This window comes from Uliginosibacterium flavum (genome assembly GCF_040566545.1).
Classification (GTDB): domain Bacteria; phylum Pseudomonadota; class Gammaproteobacteria; order Burkholderiales; family Rhodocyclaceae; genus Uliginosibacterium; species Uliginosibacterium flavum.
The window spans coordinates 50,915-69,879 of sequence record NZ_JBEWZI010000015.1; the positions used below are offsets into that span (position 1 = coordinate 50,915).

The window sequence follows — 18,965 nt, forward strand, 5'->3', positions numbered from 1 at the left end:
AGCAGGGCCGCAACTTTAGAATTGAAGGAGCAAAGAGCATGGCATCAGTCAATAAAGTCATCATCGTAGGCAACCTCGGCAAAGACCCGGAAACGCGCTACGCGCCCAGTGGTGACGCTTTTTGCACAATTACGGTCGCGACCACGGATACGTGGAAGGACAAGGCAACTGGCGAGAAAAAAGAGGCGACAGAGTGGCACCGCGTCGTTTTCAATGGCCGTCTGGCCGAGATCGCCGGCCAATACCTGAAGAAGGGTCGCCCGGTGTATATCGAAGGCAGCCTGCGTACGCGCAAGTGGACCAACAAGGAAGGCGTCGATCAATACACGACCGAGATTCGTGCTGATCAAATGCAGATGCTGGGTGGTCGTGATGGCGCCGAGGGCGGTGGCGCACGCGGTGGTGATGACTACAACCAGTCGCGCAGCGAAGCGCCGCAGCAGGCCCCGCGCGCTCGTCCACAACAAGCGCCCGCACAGGCTCAGCCACAATCAAGCCCGGCCTCCAGTGGTTTCGGTGACTTCGACGACGACATTCCGTTTTAAAAAACCCTGTGACACGCTCCGGCCTTTCCAAGAAGGCCGGGGTTTGCCGCCGTCCGGCCAATCGTTGGCATGAACGCGCCGCCCATGCGTTACAATGCGCCACAATTATGACGTAGTGAATGAGCTGTCATAGCGCCGATTTCTGGCGATCTGTTTTCAAATTACGGGGTTCTTGCATGTCCGATGCAGTCCAGACCGGCGCCAAGCCGGATCGTGAATTCTGCAGCACCAGCGATGCAGCGCAAATGCTCGGCGTCTCGCTGGGTACCGTGCAGCAAATGGTGGAAACCGGCTTGTTGGATGCCTGGAAAACCACCGGCGGCCATCGTCGCATTCGTATCAGTTCCGTCGAATCTTTCCTGCGCAAACGTCAGACCGGGGTTCCCGCGCCAGTGGCGCAGCCGCCGCAAACCATCCTGCGGGTTCTGATCGCGGAAGATGATCGCCTGATGCAGGCGCTCTACGAGAAGACCGTAGCCACCTGGGATATGCCGATCCAGGTCAAGATCGTGCCGTCCGGCTTCGAAGGCTTGATGGAAATCGGCCGCAGCGCGCCCGATTTGCTCGTGGCGGATTTGATGATGCCGGATCTGGATGGCTTCGCCATGATCCGTCGTCTGCGTGCCGATCCGCAGTTGGCGCACATGGATATCATCGTCGTGACGGGCTTGTCGGTCGAGGATATCGACGAGCAGGGTGGTTTGCCCGAAGATGTGCTGATTTACGGCAAGCCGATTCCCTTCCGCGAGCTCAAGGGCTATATCCAGGCCAAACTGATGCAGATGCAGCGCCGCGTGCGTGCCTGAGCGTGCGTTGCATGCAGGACTGAGCAATGAGTGCTGAGGACTGAGTTTCAGGGGTGCTTGTAGAGATGCGTCCGATTTCGTATCGGTTTTGAACAAACGGCGACCACAGTCGTCGTTTTGCATTTTTGGGTGCTGCCTGTAGAACCGCACGCAGTGGCGTTCTACAAAGTTGATGCTCTGAGGCCCTTGCTGGCCGGACTTGTTGGCGATAGTGCCTTGAAGAAGTCCGCCAGTAGCTGCTCTCTGGGCAGGTCTCGGCCTATCAGCACTATGCGGCTGTTGCGTGCTTCGTCGATTTCCCAGACCCGGCCATAGTCGAAACCGGCGATGCGATGCACGCCCTGAAAGACCAACCGGCGCGAGTCTCCTTCAATCGCCAGGATGCCTTTGTAGCGCAGCAGATCATTGGCGTGCGTCTCGATCAATCTTTCGACGAAGCCCGAGATGGCATCCAGATCGACCGTGCCTTCCGTCTCCAGCAGCACCGATTCAATCGTGTCATCCCAGGAGCGGGCTGGTTTGCTCTGGCCCAGCGCATTCGTGTTTTTCCCCGCTTGTTTCCAGCCTGTCTGGCGCATCGGCGGCAGGCCGTGTTCGTTCAGGCTGAAGCCACCCGTGTTCAACAGGCGCGGCCAATGCGCATCGAGATCCTGCACGTCGATGATTTCGGCGCGGGCGTTGATGGTGCGCAGGCGCGCCGGCAGGCTGGCCGTGTCGGCGATGTCAGTCTTCGTCAGGATCAGCCAGTCGGCATAGGCCACCTGCGCTGCAGCCACGGCTTCGCGATCCAGTTGCTCGTTGGCATGGCAGACGTCGATCAGGGTGATCACTGCATCCAGCTGGAAGTGTTCGCGCAGCGCTTCTTCCCAGAAGAAGGTTTGCACGACAGGGCCGGGGTCGGCCAGTCCCGTGGTTTCGATGACGAGGCGATTGAAGTAAATCTCGCCACGGGTGCGTCTGGCCAGCAGTTCGATCAGCGCCGTGGAGAGTTCGCCCCGCACGCTGCAGCAGATGCAGCCGTTGGAGAGTTCGATGATGGTTGAGGCGCCGGGCGCGATTAACTGGCCGTCGATGCCGGCAGCGCCGAATTCGTTTTCGACGATGGCGATGCGCTCACCAGGGTTCGCTGCAAGCAGGCGGTTGAGGAGGGTGGTTTTGCCGGCGCCGAGAAAGCCGGAGAGGACGGTGACTGGTGTAGGCGTCATGTCAGCAGCACTTTCCGACGGCGCCGCCAAAGCGCGCATCCTGACGATTGCGGAAAAACTCTTCGTAACTCATGGGTTCCAGGTCGGGGTGTTGGAGTCGGGTGTGCTGCACGTACACGTCATAGTCCGGCTGGCCGACCATGAGGCGGGCGGTATCGCCAAGATATTTGCCGAGTTTTGCGAGGTCGTTGAACACGCGAGCGATCCGGGATGAGTGATGGGTCAAATTTTTCTGGTGTGCTCCCTGTGCAGGAAGCAGGCCGGAAAAACCTGAACGGTGGCCGCAGGACGCAGCCACCGCAAGTTCAGAGATTACACCGCTGAACTTTCAGGCATTGCCTCATAGGCGGTTTCTTTTGAGGTCGGATGGTTGCTTGCGTAGGCCTTCATGCAGGCACGAATGCCGAACACCAGCACCGAGATCACCACCACCAGGAAGAGGCCGCACAGTGCTGCGTCCAGATACTGGTTGAAAATGATCTGTTGCATCTGTACCGCGCTCTTGGCCGGGGCGAGCAACTCGCCACGATCAGCAGCGGCGCTGAAGCGTGCGGCTTGTGCCAGGAAGCCCACCTTCGGGCTGGCGTCAAAAATCTTCTGCCAGCCAGCTGTGAGGGTGCAGATCAGCAGCCAGGTGGCCGGGGCGATGGTTACCCATGAATAGCGTTCGCGTTTCATCTTGAACAGCACCACGGTACACAAGATCAGCGCCACGGCGGCGAGCATCTGGTTCGCCACGCCAAACAGTGGCCACAGTGTATTGATGCCGCCCAGCGGATCGACCACGCCCTGGTACAGGAAGTATCCCCAGGCCGCCACGCACAGACCCGTGGCGATCAGATTCGGCCCCAGTTTTTCGGTGCGTTTGAAGCTCGGGATGAACGCTCCCAGCAGATCCTGCAGCATGAAGCGGCCGGCACGCGTGCCTGCATCAACGGCGGTCAGGATGAAGAGAGCTTCGAACAGGATCGCGAAGTGATACCAGAAGGCCATCATCGCCTTGCCGCCAATCGCACCCGAGATGATGTGAGCCATGCCCACGGCCAGGGTCGGGGCACCACCGGCGCGCGAGATGATGGTCTTCTCGCCCACGTCTGCCGCGGTTTGTATCAGCACATCCGGGGTGATCACGAAGCCCCAGTTGGAGACCACCTGCGCGGCTTCGACAGCCGTTTTGCCGAGGACGGCAGCCGGGCTGTTCATGGCGAAATACACGCCCGGATCAATCACCGAGGCGGCGACCAGTGCCATCACTGCCACGAAAGACTCCATGAGCATGCCACCGTAGCCGATGAAGGCCGCGTGCTTCTCGTTATCCAGCAGCTTGGGTGTGGTGCCCGAGGCGATCAGGGCATGGAAGCCGGATACCGCGCCACAGGCAATGGTGATGAACAGGAAGGGGAACATGCTGCCTGCCCACACCGGGCCGCTGCCGTCGATGAACCTGGTGATATGCGGCATCTGCATGACCGGGGCGACGAAGACGATGCCGATGGCCAGGCCGAGGATGGTGCCGATCTTCAGGAAGGTCGACAGATAGTCACGCGGTGCCAGCAGCAGCCATACCGGCAGGGATGCGGCGACGAAGCCGTAGCCGATCAGCATCCAGGTCAGTTGCACGCCGGTGAAGGTAAACATTGCAGCCCAGGTCGGGCTGGCTGCGACTTGCCCGCCGAGCAGGATCGAAGCGATCAGCAGCACGAAACCGACCAGCGAGATTTCGCCGATTTTGCCCGGACGGATGTAGCGCATGTACACGCCCATGAAGATGGCGATTGGAATCGTCGCAAACACCGTGAAGGTGCCCCAGGGCGAGTCGGCCAGCGCTTTCACCACGATCATCGCCAGCACCGCGAGGATGATGACCATGATCAGGAAGGTGCCGAACAGCGCGATCACGCCGGGAATCGTACCCAGTTCGGATTTGATCAGATCGCCCAGCGAGCGGCCATCGCGCCGTGTGGACACGAAGAGCACGATGAAATCCTGCACCGCACCGGCTAGCACAACCCCGGCCACGATCCACAGCAGACCGGGCAGATAGCCCATCTGCGCCGCCAGCACCGGGCCGACCAGTGGGCCAGCGCCGGCGATGGCGGCGAAGTGGTGACCGAAAAGCACGTTCTTGTTGGTTGGCACGAAGTCCAGGCCGTCATTCTTCTTGACGGCTGGCGTCATGCGCGTCGGATCCACGCCGAGCACCTTGTTGGCGATGAACTTGCCGTAAAAACGGTAAGCCACCAGATAAATGCACACGGCGGCCGACACGACCCAAAGGGCATTGATCGTTTCACCGCGTGACAGTGCTACGTAGGACAGGCAAATCGCGCCAATTGCAGCCAGCGCGGCCCAGCCCAGTTTGGGCAGGATGTTGTTCATTTTGTCTCCTCCTGTGTCGTCGCACCGGGGTGCGAACGCAAGGGTTGTGGTGTGGGCCTGGCACAGCTTGCTGCGGTGTTGCGCCCCTAGCCCGGCGCGAGGCGGATACGCCCATTGCCGGAGTGCCGTGAGTATGGCTTTCTGCAGCAGGCCGCACATCAGCATGACTACGCAGATTGCATGCGTGCGATTACGTAGCGGGGAACCCTGATCGCAAGTCGCAAGTCGCAAGTCGCAAGTCGCAAGTCGCGGGTATGGCGATAATGTTGACTCCGTCCGGAACTTGGGACTGGGAACCGGGAACTCGGAGGCTTGCTCGCAGAGCCACGCTCAGTAAGCGTCTTCAGGCTGGAGTGCTGAAGACGCTTGACTGGCGAGCCTCTCAGGCCACACTTCCCCAGTCCCCAGTCCCCAGTCCCCAGTCCCCAGTCCCCAGTCCCCAGTCCCCAGTCCCCAGTCCTTCGCCCGTATTCCCCGATAGCCAGCCGCCCCGCTGGCGGATTAGCATGGCGGCCATGAATCTTCGACTCAAGGTTGTTCTGCTGGCCGTCGCCCCTTTGTTGTTGGCGATTGCGGCGATTGCCTCGGTGGTGCGCATCGAGGCGCGTGCGCTTGCCGATGCCGAAACCCGGGCGGTGCTGCCGGTGCTCGAATCCGCCCGGCGCGCTGAGCTCAAGCACTACGTCGATCTGGCAATGGGCTCGGTCGAATATCTGCACGCTGCCGCCGACCAGTCTGCTGCGCGCGCACAGGCTCTGGCCATCCTGCAGCAGCTCGATTATGGCGAAGACGGTTATTTTTTCGTGTACGACCTGCATGGGCGCAACCTCATGCATCCGCGCCAGCCGCAACTGGTCGGACAGAATCTGTGGGAGCTTCGCGACAAAGCCGGCGAGCCCACCATCCAGCGTCTGGTCGCACAGGCCAAGGCCGGCGGTGGCCATGTCGAATTCATGTGGAATCGCCCTTCCACGCAGCGTGTCGAGCGAAAACTTGGCTATGTCGCGGTCGAACCGAAATGGGGCTGGATGATCGGCACCGGTATCTATCTGGACGACATGGAAGAGGCCCGTTTGCGTATCGACAAGGCGGCCAGCAATGCCATTTCCGACACCATGAGCATCATCGTGGTGATTGCTGGCGCGGCCAGTCTGATCGTGGCGATCTGCGGTTTTGCCCTGAATCTGTCCACTCAGCGCAGTGCCGAGGCGCGCATGCGTGCCTTGGCGCATCAGATTGTGCTCTCGCAGGAAACCGAGCGCGCGCGTGTGGCCAGCGAGCTGCATGATGGCGTCAGCCAGTTGCTGGTATCAGTGAAATTCATTTTCGAATCCGTGCAGGAGCGCATCAACCTGTTGGGTGATGAAGGCTTGCAGGCGCTGGGTGAGCTCACCAGCAAAGGCGTCACGCGGCTGAACGATGTGCTGCGCGAAGTGCGCCGCATCTCGCACGATCTGCGCCCCACTGCGTTGGATGACCTGGGCCTGAATGCCGCGCTGGCGCAAATGCTCACGGAATTCGGCCAGCGTACCGGTCTGCAGGTTCAGCTCAAGGCCGAGGACAACCCGAGTCTGCCCGGCCCGGTCGCCACCGCTTTGTTTCGTGTCGTGCAGGAAGCGCTTACCAACATCGAACGCCACGCCCACGCCAGCGAAGTCACCATCACCCTGATGAGCCGGCCACAGGCGCTGCGCCTGACGATTGCCGACAACGGGCGCGGCTTCGATGTCGAGGCGCTGGCCGGCCTGCCGCGTGGTGGCCTCGGCCTGACTAGCATGCGCGAACGCATCGAAACCCTGGGCGGCATGTTTGTCATGCGCGCCGGGCTGCAAGGCACCAGTATCGAAATCGTGCTGCCGCGCAGTGCTCTGCGTTCATGAAAAGTTTCTGAGAGGTGATGCAAATGGAATCGCAAGTCAAACTCATGCTCGTCGACGATCACCCACTGGTGCGCGACGGCCTGCGCGTGCGTCTCGACACTGTGCCGGGCTTTGTCGTCGTGGCCGAGGCCGAAGATGCGGCCAGCGCCCTGGCCGCGATGCAGCGCAGCCAGCCCGACGTGGTGTTGATGGATATCGCTATGCGTGGCACAAACGGCATCGAACTCGTGCGTCAGTTCCACGAGCAGTATCCGCAAGTGCAGGTCATCATGCTGACCATGCACGACCAGCCCCAATACGTGGTCGAAGCCTTCCGCAACGGCGCACGCGGCTACGTGCTGAAAGACAGCCCGGCGCAGGAAATCATTGCCGCCGTGCACGCCGTGATGGCCGGCAAACGCTACTACTCTGCCGGCGTGGCGGATGCGCTGGCGGCTGGCGCCACCCCTGCGCCATTGCTCACCCAGCGCGAGCAGGAAGTACTGAAGCTGATCGCCGAAGGCCTCTCCAGCAAGGAAATCGCCTCCCGCCTGGATCTCTCCGTGCGCACCGTCGAAACCCATCGCCTCAACATCAAGCGCAAGTGCGAACTCGAAGGCTCATCGGCCCTGGTCAAGTTTGCGGTGGAACGGAAGTGGACGGGGCTTTGAGCGCGCGTTGGGCGTAGGGTGGGTTCGCGCAGCAACCCACCACGATTCGGTGACAGGCGGTGGTGGATTGTCGCGATGCTCCGAACCCACCCTACGGCCTGAGTTTCAGGGGCATCTGTAGAGCTGCGCCCGGTAAGGGTCTTCGAGGTGGTGGCTGGAAAGTAAGGCGGGGTGCGGGTCTTCGGGCAGGTTTGCGTAGGGTGTCAATGAAGCGCAGCGAATTGCACCGCATGTTGAGTCTTTGCGGCAAGGCTTTGCCTGTTTTGGTGGACGGAACGTCCGGCTCGGTTTGATGTAATTTCTATCCGGCGCAATTCGCCGTACTTCATTGATGCCTTGAGCCGTGCCGAATCATGCGGTTTATGCCGTACTCCGTACGACATGCATTCCCGCGGAAACGGCCCAAGGCTTGCAAGTACTATTTGGCGGTAATGAAGCTCGCCCGTAAAGCAACGGTGGCGGTTTTTCCGTCCACGCTACATTCGTAATCCGCATCTACGGGGGGAAGCTTGTCATTCCAGTAGCTGTGCAGGGTAATTATCGATCGGTAATTCGTCTCTTTGAATTCATTAATCATCTCTTCCAAGGTGTTAAGCACAGCATCTTTGCAGCCGGCCTCTGCACCTAACTTTTTTACGTTCCCTTCTTCGGAATAACTCACAAAGCCAAATCGTTCGTTGTAGGGTGGTACGTCACCAAATCCCGCGTGAACTTTGATGTTGGGGGCAAAAAGAGCTTTCGCTTCAGGAGTATTCAGTACGTCGGTCAGCGACAGATAAATCGCGTTTTTTGCGGGAGGACGTTTTTCGCTACGAGCTAGTTCAGTGGCTTGTCGCTCGCTCTGCACCCGATTAGCAAGTGCCCGCTCACTCATTCCGAAAACACCGGACAAGGCGACCTCTGTCGTTCTATAGCCGGGGGTACAAGCGAATCCTCCCGTTTCTTCCGCAATTGATCCGGAGGTCACTGCGTGAATATTGCTGATGCGGTCGTAACCCATTTTTTGCGCATCAGAAATCATCGCGCCCAAAGCACGAAAAAAGCCTTCTTTGCAGTGCTTAACCCCTCCTCCAAATAGGCCCACACTCAAGCCCGATCGCCGGTAGGTTGTTGCCAGGGATGTTTCTGCCATGCCTGTGGCACGCTCATCGCCCCAAGATATCTTGACTTCAGGATTTAGTAGCTCTACGCCATCACTTTCTTGCATCAACTGTCCAAAATTTAAATGCAATAAGTTTGCAGCCCAAGATGAGTTCAAAAACAAGGCGCAAAACAGCGCCACCATATATCTCTTTGGCATTATCTATAGGGCTCCGGTAGTTTTTAAATTTCCCGCGCACCATACTTGAAAGTTGGCTTAACAGGCAAATACTGGAGACCATCGCCCAGCAAGCCTCTTCAGCATGCCAGCCTGTAGAAGCAATCTGCGCGCGGATTTTCAGGCAGGCTTGTCATCCTCGTCTTCACGCCCCTGCGGGAGTTGCAGGTAGAAGGTGGTGCCGCCTTCGGGGCTGGCTTCGAACCACAGGCGGCCGTTGTGTTGCTCGGCTATCGAGCGGCAGATCTTGAGGCCCATGCCCATGCCTTCGGGCTTGGTGGTGAAGAAGGAGTCGAAGAGTCGGTCGGCGATTTCGGGCGAGACGCCGGCGCCGCGATCACTGACGGCCAGACGTACGCCGTCGCCGACGGCTTCGCTGGTGACGCGCAGGACGCGCTCGGTGTCGGGCTTGTGTTTCATGGCGTCCATGCCGTTGCGCAGCAGATTCATCAGGAGTTGCTCGATCATGACGCGGTCTCCTATGATGGCGGGCAGATCCATGCCGAGTTCGATTTGCAGGCGCACTTTGCGGCGCAGGGTTTCGGTTTCGAGCAGGCCGGTGGCTTCGAGGACGGCGGCATTGACGTCGGTGCGTTCGCGCCGCGATTCGCTGCGTCGCACGAAGCCGTAGATGCGGTGGATGATGCGGCCGGCGCGCTGGCCCTGATGGTTGATCTTGCCGAGGATGTCGGTGAACTGCTTTTCGTCGTAGCGCCCGGCCTTGAGGGTGTTGAGGCAGCCGGCGCTGTAGCTGGTGATGGCGGAGAGTGGCTGATTCAGTTCGTGGGCCAGGGTGGAGGCCATTTCGCCCATGGTGACGAGGCGGGCGGTGGCTTCGAGTTGTTCCTGCTGGTCGCGGGCGAGGGCTTCGGCACGTTTGCGTTCGGTGATGTCGAGGACGGAGCCCATCCAGCCGGCGTGACGGCCGTCGGCGTCAATCAGCGGGGCTTCGTAGATCAGGACGTCGAAGATTTCGCCGTTTTTACGCCGGAAGCGCATTTCGGCAGTGGTGGCTTTGACTTGTTCGTCCTTGCCGGGCAGCGGGGGTTCGCTGGCGCCTTCGGGCCAGAATGGCATGGGGGCGTGCAGGCCGTTCAGTTCCTCGCTGTTCCAGCCGACCATGCGACAGAAGGCGGCGTTGACGTAGCTGATGCGCCCTTGTAAATCGAGGGCGCGCAGGCCGATGAGGGTGGAGTTTTCCATGGCCAGGCGGAAGGCGTGTTCGCTGCGCAGGGCGGTTTCGGTGTCCTGCAGGCGCAGCACACGATTGCGCAGCATCCACAGGCTCCAGGCAATGACCAGGGTGAAGGCGATCAGGACGACGACCACGATGATCGGCATGATCCGCGCGGTGGCGCGGTAGGCGGTGACCCGGATGCCGAGTCCACCCATGCGGTCGAAGGTGACGCCGAAGCCCTGATTGTCATTCAGGGTGCTCGCCAGGGTGGTGCTGGCGATGGCTTGCCCGGCGCCGTCGGTGAGCGAGAGGCGGTAGCGCTCGGCAAACCACCAAGGGACGTGGGAGCTGATCACGCGAGGTAGCGAAAATATTCCGACAGCGTAACCGTTGAAATCGTTGGCGCCGAATACCGGCATCACGACTTCGATGGCGTAGGTGCCGTCGGGCTGCAGGAAGGGGTGGGTGTAGGTGGGGCGGTTGAGGGTGCGCGCGCGGAGCACGCCTACGGGGTGGTCATCGGCCAGTTTTACCGGCGCGGCGCTGGCGGGCAGGGTGCTGAGCATGGCGCCTTCGGAATTGAGCCAGAGGATGGCGCTTAGCCCGGAGCTGCCTTGCAGGAGTTCGCGAACCTTGTCTTGTGCATTTTCCGAGTGGAGTTCGCCGCCGCCGCCGAATTCATTGCCAATCTGGGCAAGCCGGCTTTCGGTGTTTTCGAACTGGTAGCGCAGGTTCTGCTCCATCCACAGCGTATCGCTGACCAGTGCGGCGCGGCGTTCATCGCGCTCCTGGCTGAGGCCAAACCATACGAAAAAACTGATACAGGCGACCAGAATCGTGATGGCCAGCAGCGGCAGGCGCCAGAACCAGACGCCGGTACGGGGGAATAAGGCGAGCAGGGGGTGGGGTGTGCGCACGAGCATGGCGGTAATGGTAGCGCGAGACAGGCGGGTGCGGCGCGTGTCGGCTCAATCGCGTGAGACTGGGGGTTTGTGATTGAGCGGACAGCTGGCTGGAGAGCCGCGCCGGTTGGCCTTCTTCAGGTAGGGGTGCTGAAGATGCCCGCGTGGTAAGGCTGTTCGGGTAGGGGCGTCAGGCAAAGCCTTCAAGCTGTCGCGCTGGGTAAGTGTAATTGAGCTGCCGGGATGCGGGCGCTGCTGATAAAATGGGAAGCTTTTTACAAAAAAATCGTTTTCAAGCGGCCCTGGCCGTCCTTTTTTACCCAAGAGAGAACTCAAAATGGCAATCGAACGTACCCTTTCCATCATCAAGCCAGACGCCGTCGCCAAGAACGTGATCGGCAAGATTACCCAGCGTTTTGAAGACGCTGGCTTGAAAGTCGTGGCCGCCAAACTGGTGCAGTTGTCTGCGCTGGAAGCCGGCCAGTTTTACGCGGTCCACAAGGATCGCCCGTTCTACAAGGATCTGGTGAATTTCATGATTTCCGGCCCGGTCATGATCCAGGCACTGGAAGGCGAGAGCGCCATCAGCAAGAATCGTGACCTGATGGGCGCGACGGATCCGAAAAAGGCTGAGCCCGGCACGATCCGCGCGGATTTTGCGGATTCCATCGACGCGAATGCCGTGCATGGCTCCGATGCGCCGGAAACGGCTGCTGCAGAAGTCGCGTTTTTCTTTCCTGGTCTGAACGTGTATAGCCGTTAAGCAGCACCCGCCCGGCCGCCTTCGGGTGACCGGGCCTTGATTTGAGTACTCATGCAAAACCTCCTTGACTTAGATGCAGACGCCCTGATTGCCTGGTTCGCCGAACGCGGTGAGAAGCCTTTTCGTGCGCGCCAGATCCTGCACTGGATTCACCGTTTCGGGGAGACCGACTTCGATGCCATGACCGACGTGGCCAAAACCTTGCGCGCGAAGCTCAAGGAAACGGCGTGCATTCAGCCACCGCTGCCGGTTCGCGATGATGTGTCGAGCGATGGCACGCGCAAATGGTTGATGGATGTGGGTAATGGCAATGCGGTGGAAACGGTGTATATCCCCGAGACCAGTCGCGGCACGCTGTGTATCTCCACCCAGGCAGGCTGCGCGCTCGATTGCGCTTTCTGTTCGACCGGGAAACAGGGTTTCAATCGCAATCTGACGGCGGCCGAGATTATTGGTCAGTTGTGGCTGGCGAATCGCCTGCTCGGCGCTACGCATGATGGCGACCGGATCATCAGCAATGTGGTGATGATGGGTATGGGCGAGCCACTGGCGAACTTCGACAACACGGTGTCGGCGCTCAAGCTGATGCTGGATGATCATGCTTACGGTCTGTCGCGTCGGCGCGTGACGGTGTCGACTTCGGGCATCGTGCCGGCGATGGATCGTCTGCGCGACGAGTGTCCGGTGGCGCTCGCGGTGTCCTTGCATGCGCCGAATGATGCATTGCGCGACAAGCTGGTGCCGATCAACCAGAAGTATCCGCTCAAGGATCTGCTGGCGGCCTGTCGGCGCTATCTGGATCGAGCGCCGCGTGATTTCGTGACCTTCGAATACATCATGCTGGCGGGGGTGAATGATCAGGATGAGCATCTGCGCCAGCTCATCGATATCGGGCGTCAGGTATCGTGTAAATTCAACCTGATTCCTTTCAACCCGTTTCCGCAGTCAGGTTTTCAGCGTAGTTCGGCGCCGGTAGTCCGTCGTTTCTCGCAACTGCTCAACGAAGCCGGTATCGTGACGACCACGCGCAAGACGCGTGGCGACGATGTCGACGCCGCCTGTGGCCAGCTGGCTGGGCAGGTGAAAGATAAAACGCGCAGAACCCAGAAACGTGTAGTGCCCATTACCGAGGTACGTTCATGATCAAAAAACTGCAAGAGTGTTTGTTGTGCGCGCTGTGTGGAGCGTTGTTATCCGCGTGTACGATTGATGCGGCAGCCCCGAAACCGGTGGAGACGGCCGAGCTAGTCCGCGCTTCGACCGAGTTGCCCAGCAAGTCACCGGCACGGACGTCGGCCAAGGCGCATGTGGAACTGGGGAATGTTTACATGCAAAACGGCAATAACGGCGTGGCGCTGGACGAAGCACGCACGGCGATTGCGGCGGATAGCAGTTATGCGCCGGCACACTTGCTTATGGCAATGGTGTATGCCAGTCAGGAGCAGTTCTCGCAGGCGCGCCCGGCATTCGAAGAGGCTACGCGCCTTGCCCCTGGTGATCCAGTGATCAACGATGCCTATGGCTGGTTCCTGTGCTCGCAGGGGCAGGAGGGGCAGGGCCTGCAGCGTCTGGAACTGGCTGCGCGAAACCCTTATTACACGACGCCTACACGTGCTTGGACAAATGCTGGGTGGTGTCTTTTGCGTAAAAAAGATGACGCGGGTGCGGAGGAACGATTTTTGCGCGCAGTGCAGGCCGATGCTGGCAATGTAGCGGCTTTGGTCTCGTTGGCGGATATTGCTTACCGTACAGATCGCTTGCTGCGCGCCAAGCAGTGGATCGACAAGGCGCAGCAGCAGATGAAGCGTGTGGACGTAGAGGTGCTTTGGCTGGCGACAAGAATCGAGAAAAAACTGGGGAACAGGGACGTGGTTCAGGCTTACGGTAACAAGATGCGCAGTGAGTTTCCGGGGTCGAACGAATATCAGCTTTATCTGCAAGGGAAATTCGAGTGAGTGACACGGTGCAGGAAGATGGCGTGAATCAGCCCTTGTCCGGGCTGGAGAGTGGTTGGGCAGGCTTGCGCGTGGAGCGTGAGGCGCGTGGTTTGTCACTCAATCAGGTTTCGGCGCAGCTCAAGCTGGCTCCGCGTCAGCTTGAGGCTATTGAGCGCGGTGATTTGTCGGCTTTGCCTGGCTCTGCGTTTTCGAGAGGTTTTGTGCGTAATTACGCACGCTTCCTGCAGCTTGATCCGGCGCCCTTTCTGGCTTTGATTGACGCGAGCGAAGGCCGTCCGGCGGCCGCTATTTCGTCGCAGATATATTCACCCAGTCTGGGGCGCATGCCGACGCCGGGCAATCCACGATTTTCTGCTTTGCCAGCCGCTTTGATGGTGCTGCTGCTGGCGGGCGTACTGGGTGCCGGTTGGTATTTTCAGTGGTTCGAGGTCCGTGAAGAGGGTGTTTTGCTGGAGGAGGGTGTTCAATCTGAACCCGATGCAGAGGCATTGCTTCGGGCGCCTTTTGAAACCTTGACGGCGCTCAGCCAGCCTTCTTCTGTTCAGAGTATGCCGAGGGCGCTGGCGTCTTCGCCCGCTTCGGCTTCCACTCCAGCACCATCCTCTGGTGCTGCGGTGGAGAACAATATCCCGCTGCCTGTTTCCGCTCAGAGCGCTCCGCAGGTTCGGCAGTCCGCACCCTCTGCGGCACAAGGTCTGTTGCCAGCCGTTCGGCAATCAGCGCCGAGTTTGCCTGTGGCCAGGCAGTCTGCGCCTTTGAATGTGCCGCAAGCGGCGGCGAGCAGCTTGCCGCGAATCGTTCTGGCATTTGAGGGCGAGTCCTGGGTTGAGGTGCGTGACGCTGCCGACAAGGTGGTCTTTGCACGGATGAATCAGGCTGGAGTGTTGCAGGAAGTGCAGGGCAATGGCCCGTTTGTATTGGTGATCGGCAACGCGCCCAAGGTCAAATTGTCCTGGAAAGGCAAGCCTGTTGATCTGACGCCCTACATCAAGGGTGATGTAGCGCGCGTGACTGTGCAGTAACAGGATTCTTTATGACGCAAGTTATTCCTTCCGCTCGCGCTCAGGCGCGGCATCCGACCCGCTTGGTAAAGATTGGCCCGGTGCAGGTCGGTTCGTCTGCCGCGATCGTGGTGCAGTCGATGACCAATACCGATACGGCGGATCACGTCGCAACTGCGATTCAGATCGCCCAGTTGGCGCGCGCCGGTTCGGAGCTGGTGCGCATAACGGTGAATAACGATGAGTCGGCCAAGGCTGTGCCGAAAATTGCCGAGCAACTTGCCAAAATGAACGTGGCGGTACCGATCATTGGCGACTTCCATTACAACGGCCACAAGCTCTTGACCGACAATCCGGCCTGCGCCGAACTGCTCGCCAAATACCGCATCAATCCCGGCAATGTGGGGCAGGGTCAGAAGCGCGATGCGCAGTTTGCGCAGATCGTCGAACTGGCTTGCAAGTACGACAAGCCGGTGCGTATCGGCGTGAACTGGGGCAGTCTCGACCAGTCCGTGTTGGCTCGCATGATGGATGCCAACAATCAGCGCGCCGAGCCTTGGGATGTGAGTGCGGTAATGCGCGAGGCCTTGGTCGTGTCGGCGCTGGAGTCCGCGCAGATGGCTGAAGAGGTCGGCTTGGCGGGCGACCGGATCATTCTGTCGTGCAAGGTTTCGAGCGTGCAGGATCTGATTGCCACCTATCGCGAGCTGGCACGGCGTTGTGACTATCCTTTGCATCTGGGCCTGACCGAAGCCGGTATGGGCAGCAAAGGCATTGTTGCCTCGACAGCCGCGCTGGGCGTGCTTCTTCAGGAGGGTATCGGCGATACGATCCGGGTGTCATTGACGCCTGAGCCGAACGGTGCGCGTACGCAGGAGGTCGTGGTGGCGCAGGAAATCCTGCAGACCATGGGTTTGCGCGCGTTCACGCCGATGGTTACGGCTTGTCCGGGTTGTGGGCGTACGACCAGCAGCTTTTTCCAGGAGCTGGCGCAGAGCGTGCAGACTTATGTGCGCGATCAGATGCCGGTGTGGCGCGAGCAGTACGACGGGGTGGAGAACCTGACGCTGGCAGTGATGGGCTGCGTGGTCAATGGCCCGGGTGAGAGCAAACACGCGAATATCGGAATCTCGCTGCCGGGTACGGGCGAGACGCCGGCTGCGCCGGTGTTCATTGACGGCGAGAAAGCGATGACTCTGCGCGGTGACAATATTGCCAATGAATTCCGCGGCATCCTCGACAATTATGTCGCGACAAAATACGTGAAGAAGATCGGATAGATGAGTATCAAACTGCAAGGCCTGCGGGGCATGAATGATTTGCTGCCCGATGAGGCGGAACGCTGGGAAGCATTCGAAGCGATTGTGCGGGACTGGCTTAAAAGCTACGGTTATCGGCCGATCCGCACGCCGATTCTTGAGTCCACCAAGCTCTTTTCGCGCGGCGTAGGTGAGCACACCGATATCGTTGAAAAGGAGATGTACTCGTTCGAGGATCGGCTGAATGGCGAGCAATTGACGTTGCGCCCGGAAGGCACGGCTTCTTGCGTGCGTTCGGTGATCGAACACAATCTGATTTTCCAGAACCCGCAGCGTCTGTACTACAGCGGCCCGATGTTCCGTCACGAGCGCCCGCAGAAAGGTCGTTACCGCCAGTTTCATCAGGTCGGTGTCGAGGCTTTGGGCTTCACCGGACCGGATATTGATGCCGAGCACATCGTGATGTGTCGTCGTCTGTGGGATGATCTGGGGTTGGAAGACATTGAGCTGGAGCTCAATTCGCTGGGCGATGCCGAAGAGCGTGCGGCGCATCGTGGCGAGCTGATCGCCTATTTGCAGGCGCATGAATCAGAACTGGATGAAGACGGCAAGCGCCGTCTGCACACCAATCCCTTGCGCGTACTCGACAGCAAAAACCCGGCAATGCAAGGCATTGTCGAGGCTGCTCCCAAGCTTATGGACTTTCTGGGCGAGGAGTCACTCAAGCATTTTGAGGCGGTTCAGTTCCTGTTGCGCGAGGCTGCAGTGCCGTACCGCATTAATCCGCGTTTGGTGCGAGGGCTGGACTACTACAACCGTACCGTGTTCGAATGGACGACTTCGCGCTTGGGTGCGCAGGCTACATTCTGTGCGGGCGGGCGCTATGACGGGCTGGTTGCACAGCTTGGCGGCAAGCCAGCTCCGGCTTGTGGCTTTGCAATGGGGATGGAGCGGATCATGCTGCTGTGGCTGGAGGGGCAGGATACTGATGTGCCCTTGAACAGTCCGGATGTGTATGTGGTGCATCAGGGCGAGGCGGCGCAGCCTTTTGCTTTTCGGGTAGCGGAGCAGTTGCGTAGCGCCGGATTCGCGGTGGTTTTCCACTGTGGTGGCGGCAGTTTCAAGTCGCAAATGAAGAAAGCTGATGGGTCTGGCGCCGCGTATGCGGTCATTGTTGGTGACAATGAGGTGGCAGCCGGCGTGGTCGCCCTCAAGCCTTTACGAGGGGATGGTGAGCAGCAGGCTGTGACGCCTGAGGCTCTGACTGAATTGCTGGCGGATCGCCTTTATGGTGACTCCGCCGTTTGATTTTTGAATGAAGGAACGAGAATAATGGCAGCTTACGATCTGGAAGAGCAGGAACAGCTTTCGGCCATCAAGGCCTGGTGGGAAGCAAACGGCAACCGTGTGACGGGCGCTGTGCTCGCTTTGGTGCTGGTGGTGGCTGGCGTGCAGGGCTGGCGTTGGTATCAGACGCGCCAAGCTGCCGAGGCGGGGGCTATTTATGGCAAGCTGGCCGAGGCCGAGCAGGCCAAGGATATGGCTACGCTGCGGGTGTTGAGCGATGAAATCATCAGCAAACACGGCAACTCTTCCGCTGCGGAACTCGCCGCCCTGCTGGCCGCCAAAGCCGAGCTTGATGCCGGTGACAGTAAGGCCGCACGGGCCAAGCTGGAGTGGGCCGCAAGCAAGGGCTGGGATCCTTTGCTGCGAGATCTGGCGCGTTTGCGTCTGGCTAGCGTGCAACTTGATGAAAAAGATTATCCCGCCGCGCTGAAAACACTTGAGGCCGCACCGGCGCAAGCTTTCACGGCGCGTTTTGAAGATCTGCGTGGAGATGTCTTGTTCGCCAAAGGTGACTCGACGGCGGCCCGCGATGCTTACAAGAAAGCTGTTGACGCGATTGCGCAGCAAAGTGCTCAGCAGTCAGCGGGCTTCCGATCCGCAGTGCAAACCAAACTGGAAGCCCTTGGGGGAGCCTGATGAAATTTCGCGCATTGGCCGTACTGGCTCTGGCATCGTCTCTGAGCGGCTGTTTTTTGTGGTCGTCCAATCCGGGGCCACTACCTTCACCACTGCCCGCTTTTCAGCCCTCCGCTTCATTGCGCGAGCAGTGGCATGGCGGAATGGGTTCGATTGAAGCTTCCATGTTGCGTCCGGCTCTGGCTGGCGGGAGCTTGTATGCCGCCAGTCGTAGTGGTCGTCTGGCACGCTTTGATGCCACCGGGCGCGAGCTTTGGTCTGTGAAGACGGCTGCGCGCCTGTCTGGTGGAGTGGGCAGTGATAGTTCTGTCGTCGTCGTCGCGAGCAGTGATGGAGAGTTGTTGGCGCATGACGCAGACAAGGGCTCTTTGCGCTGGAAAGTGGCTATTGAAGGCGAGGTGCTGGCCAGTCCCCTAGTGACGGGGGATCTAGTTGTCGTGCGCGTTGGTGATAATTTGCTGGCGGCGTATGGCCTTGCTGATGGCAAGCGTCGCTGGATTTACCAGCGCGCTCAGTCGCCGTTGGCTTTGCGCAATTACTCGGGTTTGCTGGTCGTTGGTGATCTGCTTGTAGCTGGCTTTCCGGGAGGGCGGTTGGTGGCCGTGAGCCTGTCGGGCGGCGTGCAGCGTTGGGAGTCTACGATTGCGCAGCCAAAGGGATCGAATGAACTGGAACGCATGACCGATGTGGTTGGAACGCCTGTTTTGCGTGGCGATGCCGTGTGCGTGGCAGCTTTTCAAGGACGGGTAGCCTGCGTGGATCGCGACAGTGGTGTCATGCGCTGGAGTCGTGACTTCTCTTCCGCGGTTGGGGTGGATGCCGATGCCACCGCCTTGTACGTAACGGATGCCAGTGATTCTGTGTACTCTCTGGATGCCGGTAGCGGATCAACGAACTGGAAGCAGGACAAGCTTTTGTACCGCAAGCTCGGCCGGCCGCTGATTGTCGGCAACTCCCTGGCTGTCGCAGATGAAGAGGGCTATGTGCATGTATTGAGCCGCCAGGATGGACATTTCATTGCACGTTTGCGTGCAGATAGTTCCGGCATCAGCGCGCCTTTGTTGTTGTTACCCAATAATGCTCTAGCCGTGCAAGCGCGCGATGGCAGTTTGTACGCCTTTGCCGTACCGCAGTAAGCA

17 protein-coding genes are annotated in these 18,965 nt (G+C 59.6%); 12 read left to right on the top strand and 5 right to left on the bottom strand.

Translation table 11 applies throughout. From position 1 onward, the window contains the following. The first annotated feature begins 38 nt into the window (after window positions 1–38). Together ssb and ABXR19_RS14020 are read left to right on the top strand one after the other, a co-directional pair. Window positions 39–545, top strand: a complete 507-nt coding sequence (gene ssb / locus ABXR19_RS14015) for a single-stranded DNA-binding protein (protein WP_354601760.1) — start codon at window positions 39–41, stop codon at window positions 543–545. Between the two features lie 176 nt (window positions 546–721). Beyond that, complete coding sequence (locus tag ABXR19_RS14020; RefSeq protein ID WP_354601761.1) at window positions 722–1,351, top strand: response regulator; 630 nt, start codon at window positions 722–724, stop codon at window positions 1,349–1,351. A 161-nt stretch (window positions 1,352–1,512) separates the two neighbouring features. Here ABXR19_RS14020 and ABXR19_RS14025 read toward each other — a convergent pair whose 3' ends face one another. From ABXR19_RS14025 to ABXR19_RS14035, 3 genes are all read right to left on the bottom strand, one after another. Continuing rightward, a complete protein-coding gene (locus ABXR19_RS14025) occupies window positions 1,513–2,556 on the bottom strand; it encodes a CobW family GTP-binding protein (protein WP_354601762.1) in 1,044 nt (347 codons plus the stop codon). A gap of 1 nt (window position 2,557) precedes the next feature. Next, window positions 2,558–2,752, bottom strand: a complete 195-nt coding sequence (locus ABXR19_RS14030) for a YbdD/YjiX family protein (RefSeq protein WP_354601763.1) — start codon at window positions 2,750–2,752, stop codon at window positions 2,558–2,560. Between the two features lie 116 nt (window positions 2,753–2,868). Further along, complete coding sequence (locus tag ABXR19_RS14035; protein WP_354601764.1) at window positions 2,869–4,935, bottom strand: carbon starvation CstA family protein; 2,067 nt, start codon at window positions 4,933–4,935, stop codon at window positions 2,869–2,871. Between the two features lie 515 nt (window positions 4,936–5,450). Here ABXR19_RS14035 and ABXR19_RS14040 point away from each other — a divergent pair. Both ABXR19_RS14040 and ABXR19_RS14045 read left to right on the top strand, forming a co-directional pair. Further along, window positions 5,451–6,815: a cache domain-containing protein gene (locus ABXR19_RS14040; RefSeq protein ID WP_354601765.1), complete on the top strand. Its 1,365-nt coding sequence runs from the start codon at window positions 5,451–5,453 to the stop codon at window positions 6,813–6,815. A gap of 23 nt (window positions 6,816–6,838) precedes the next feature. After that, the gene (locus ABXR19_RS14045; RefSeq protein WP_354601766.1) at window positions 6,839–7,465 is read left to right on the top strand and encodes a response regulator; all 627 of its coding nucleotides are present in this window, start codon (window positions 6,839–6,841) and stop codon (window positions 7,463–7,465) included. A 418-nt stretch (window positions 7,466–7,883) separates the two neighbouring features. On the opposite strand, the gene ABXR19_RS14050 is transcribed toward ABXR19_RS14045, so the two are convergent. Then, a complete protein-coding gene (locus ABXR19_RS14050) occupies window positions 7,884–8,750 on the bottom strand; it encodes a hypothetical protein (RefSeq protein WP_354601767.1) in 867 nt (288 codons plus the stop codon). Window positions 8,751–8,903: 153 nt separating this feature from the next. After that, window positions 8,904–10,877, bottom strand: a complete 1,974-nt coding sequence (locus tag ABXR19_RS14055; RefSeq protein ID WP_354601768.1) for a sensor histidine kinase — start codon at window positions 10,875–10,877, stop codon at window positions 8,904–8,906. Window positions 10,878–11,199: 322 nt separating this feature from the next. Between ABXR19_RS14055 and ndk the strand changes: the two genes are divergently transcribed. From ndk to bamB, 8 genes are read left to right on the top strand one after another with little or no spacing between them, the layout of a single operon-like run. Continuing rightward, window positions 11,200–11,625: a nucleoside-diphosphate kinase gene (ndk, locus tag ABXR19_RS14060; protein ID WP_354601769.1), complete on the top strand. Its 426-nt coding sequence runs from the start codon at window positions 11,200–11,202 to the stop codon at window positions 11,623–11,625. 51 nt (window positions 11,626–11,676) lie between these two features. Next, the gene (gene rlmN, locus ABXR19_RS14065) at window positions 11,677–12,768 is read left to right on the top strand and encodes a dual-specificity RNA methyltransferase RlmN (RefSeq protein ID WP_354601770.1); all 1,092 of its coding nucleotides are present in this window, start codon (window positions 11,677–11,679) and stop codon (window positions 12,766–12,768) included. Next, window positions 12,765–13,580: a type IV pilus biogenesis/stability protein PilW gene (pilW, locus tag ABXR19_RS14070; protein WP_354601771.1), complete on the top strand. Its 816-nt coding sequence runs from the start codon at window positions 12,765–12,767 to the stop codon at window positions 13,578–13,580. The genes rlmN and pilW overlap by 4 nt, the downstream gene beginning before the upstream one ends. After that, window positions 13,577–14,605, top strand: a complete 1,029-nt coding sequence (locus ABXR19_RS14075; RefSeq protein WP_354601772.1) for a helix-turn-helix domain-containing protein — start codon at window positions 13,577–13,579, stop codon at window positions 14,603–14,605. Before pilW ends, ABXR19_RS14075 begins: the two co-directional genes overlap by 4 nt. Before the next feature lie 11 nt (window positions 14,606–14,616). Then, window positions 14,617–15,864, top strand: coding sequence for a flavodoxin-dependent (E)-4-hydroxy-3-methylbut-2-enyl-diphosphate synthase (gene ispG / locus ABXR19_RS14080; protein ID WP_354601773.1), 1,248 nt, complete (start codon window positions 14,617–14,619; stop codon window positions 15,862–15,864). Then, the gene (gene hisS, locus ABXR19_RS14085) at window positions 15,865–17,151 is read left to right on the top strand and encodes a histidine--tRNA ligase (protein ID WP_354601774.1); all 1,287 of its coding nucleotides are present in this window, start codon (window positions 15,865–15,867) and stop codon (window positions 17,149–17,151) included. A 24-nt stretch (window positions 17,152–17,175) separates the two neighbouring features. After that, on the top strand, window positions 17,176–17,826 hold the full coding sequence (locus tag ABXR19_RS14090) for a YfgM family protein (RefSeq protein ID WP_354601775.1): 651 nt from the start codon (window positions 17,176–17,178) through the stop codon (window positions 17,824–17,826). Continuing rightward, the gene (bamB, locus tag ABXR19_RS14095; protein WP_354601776.1) at window positions 17,826–18,962 is read left to right on the top strand and encodes an outer membrane protein assembly factor BamB; all 1,137 of its coding nucleotides are present in this window, start codon (window positions 17,826–17,828) and stop codon (window positions 18,960–18,962) included. The genes ABXR19_RS14090 and bamB overlap by 1 nt, the downstream gene beginning before the upstream one ends. Window positions 18,963–18,965 lie beyond the last annotated feature (3 nt).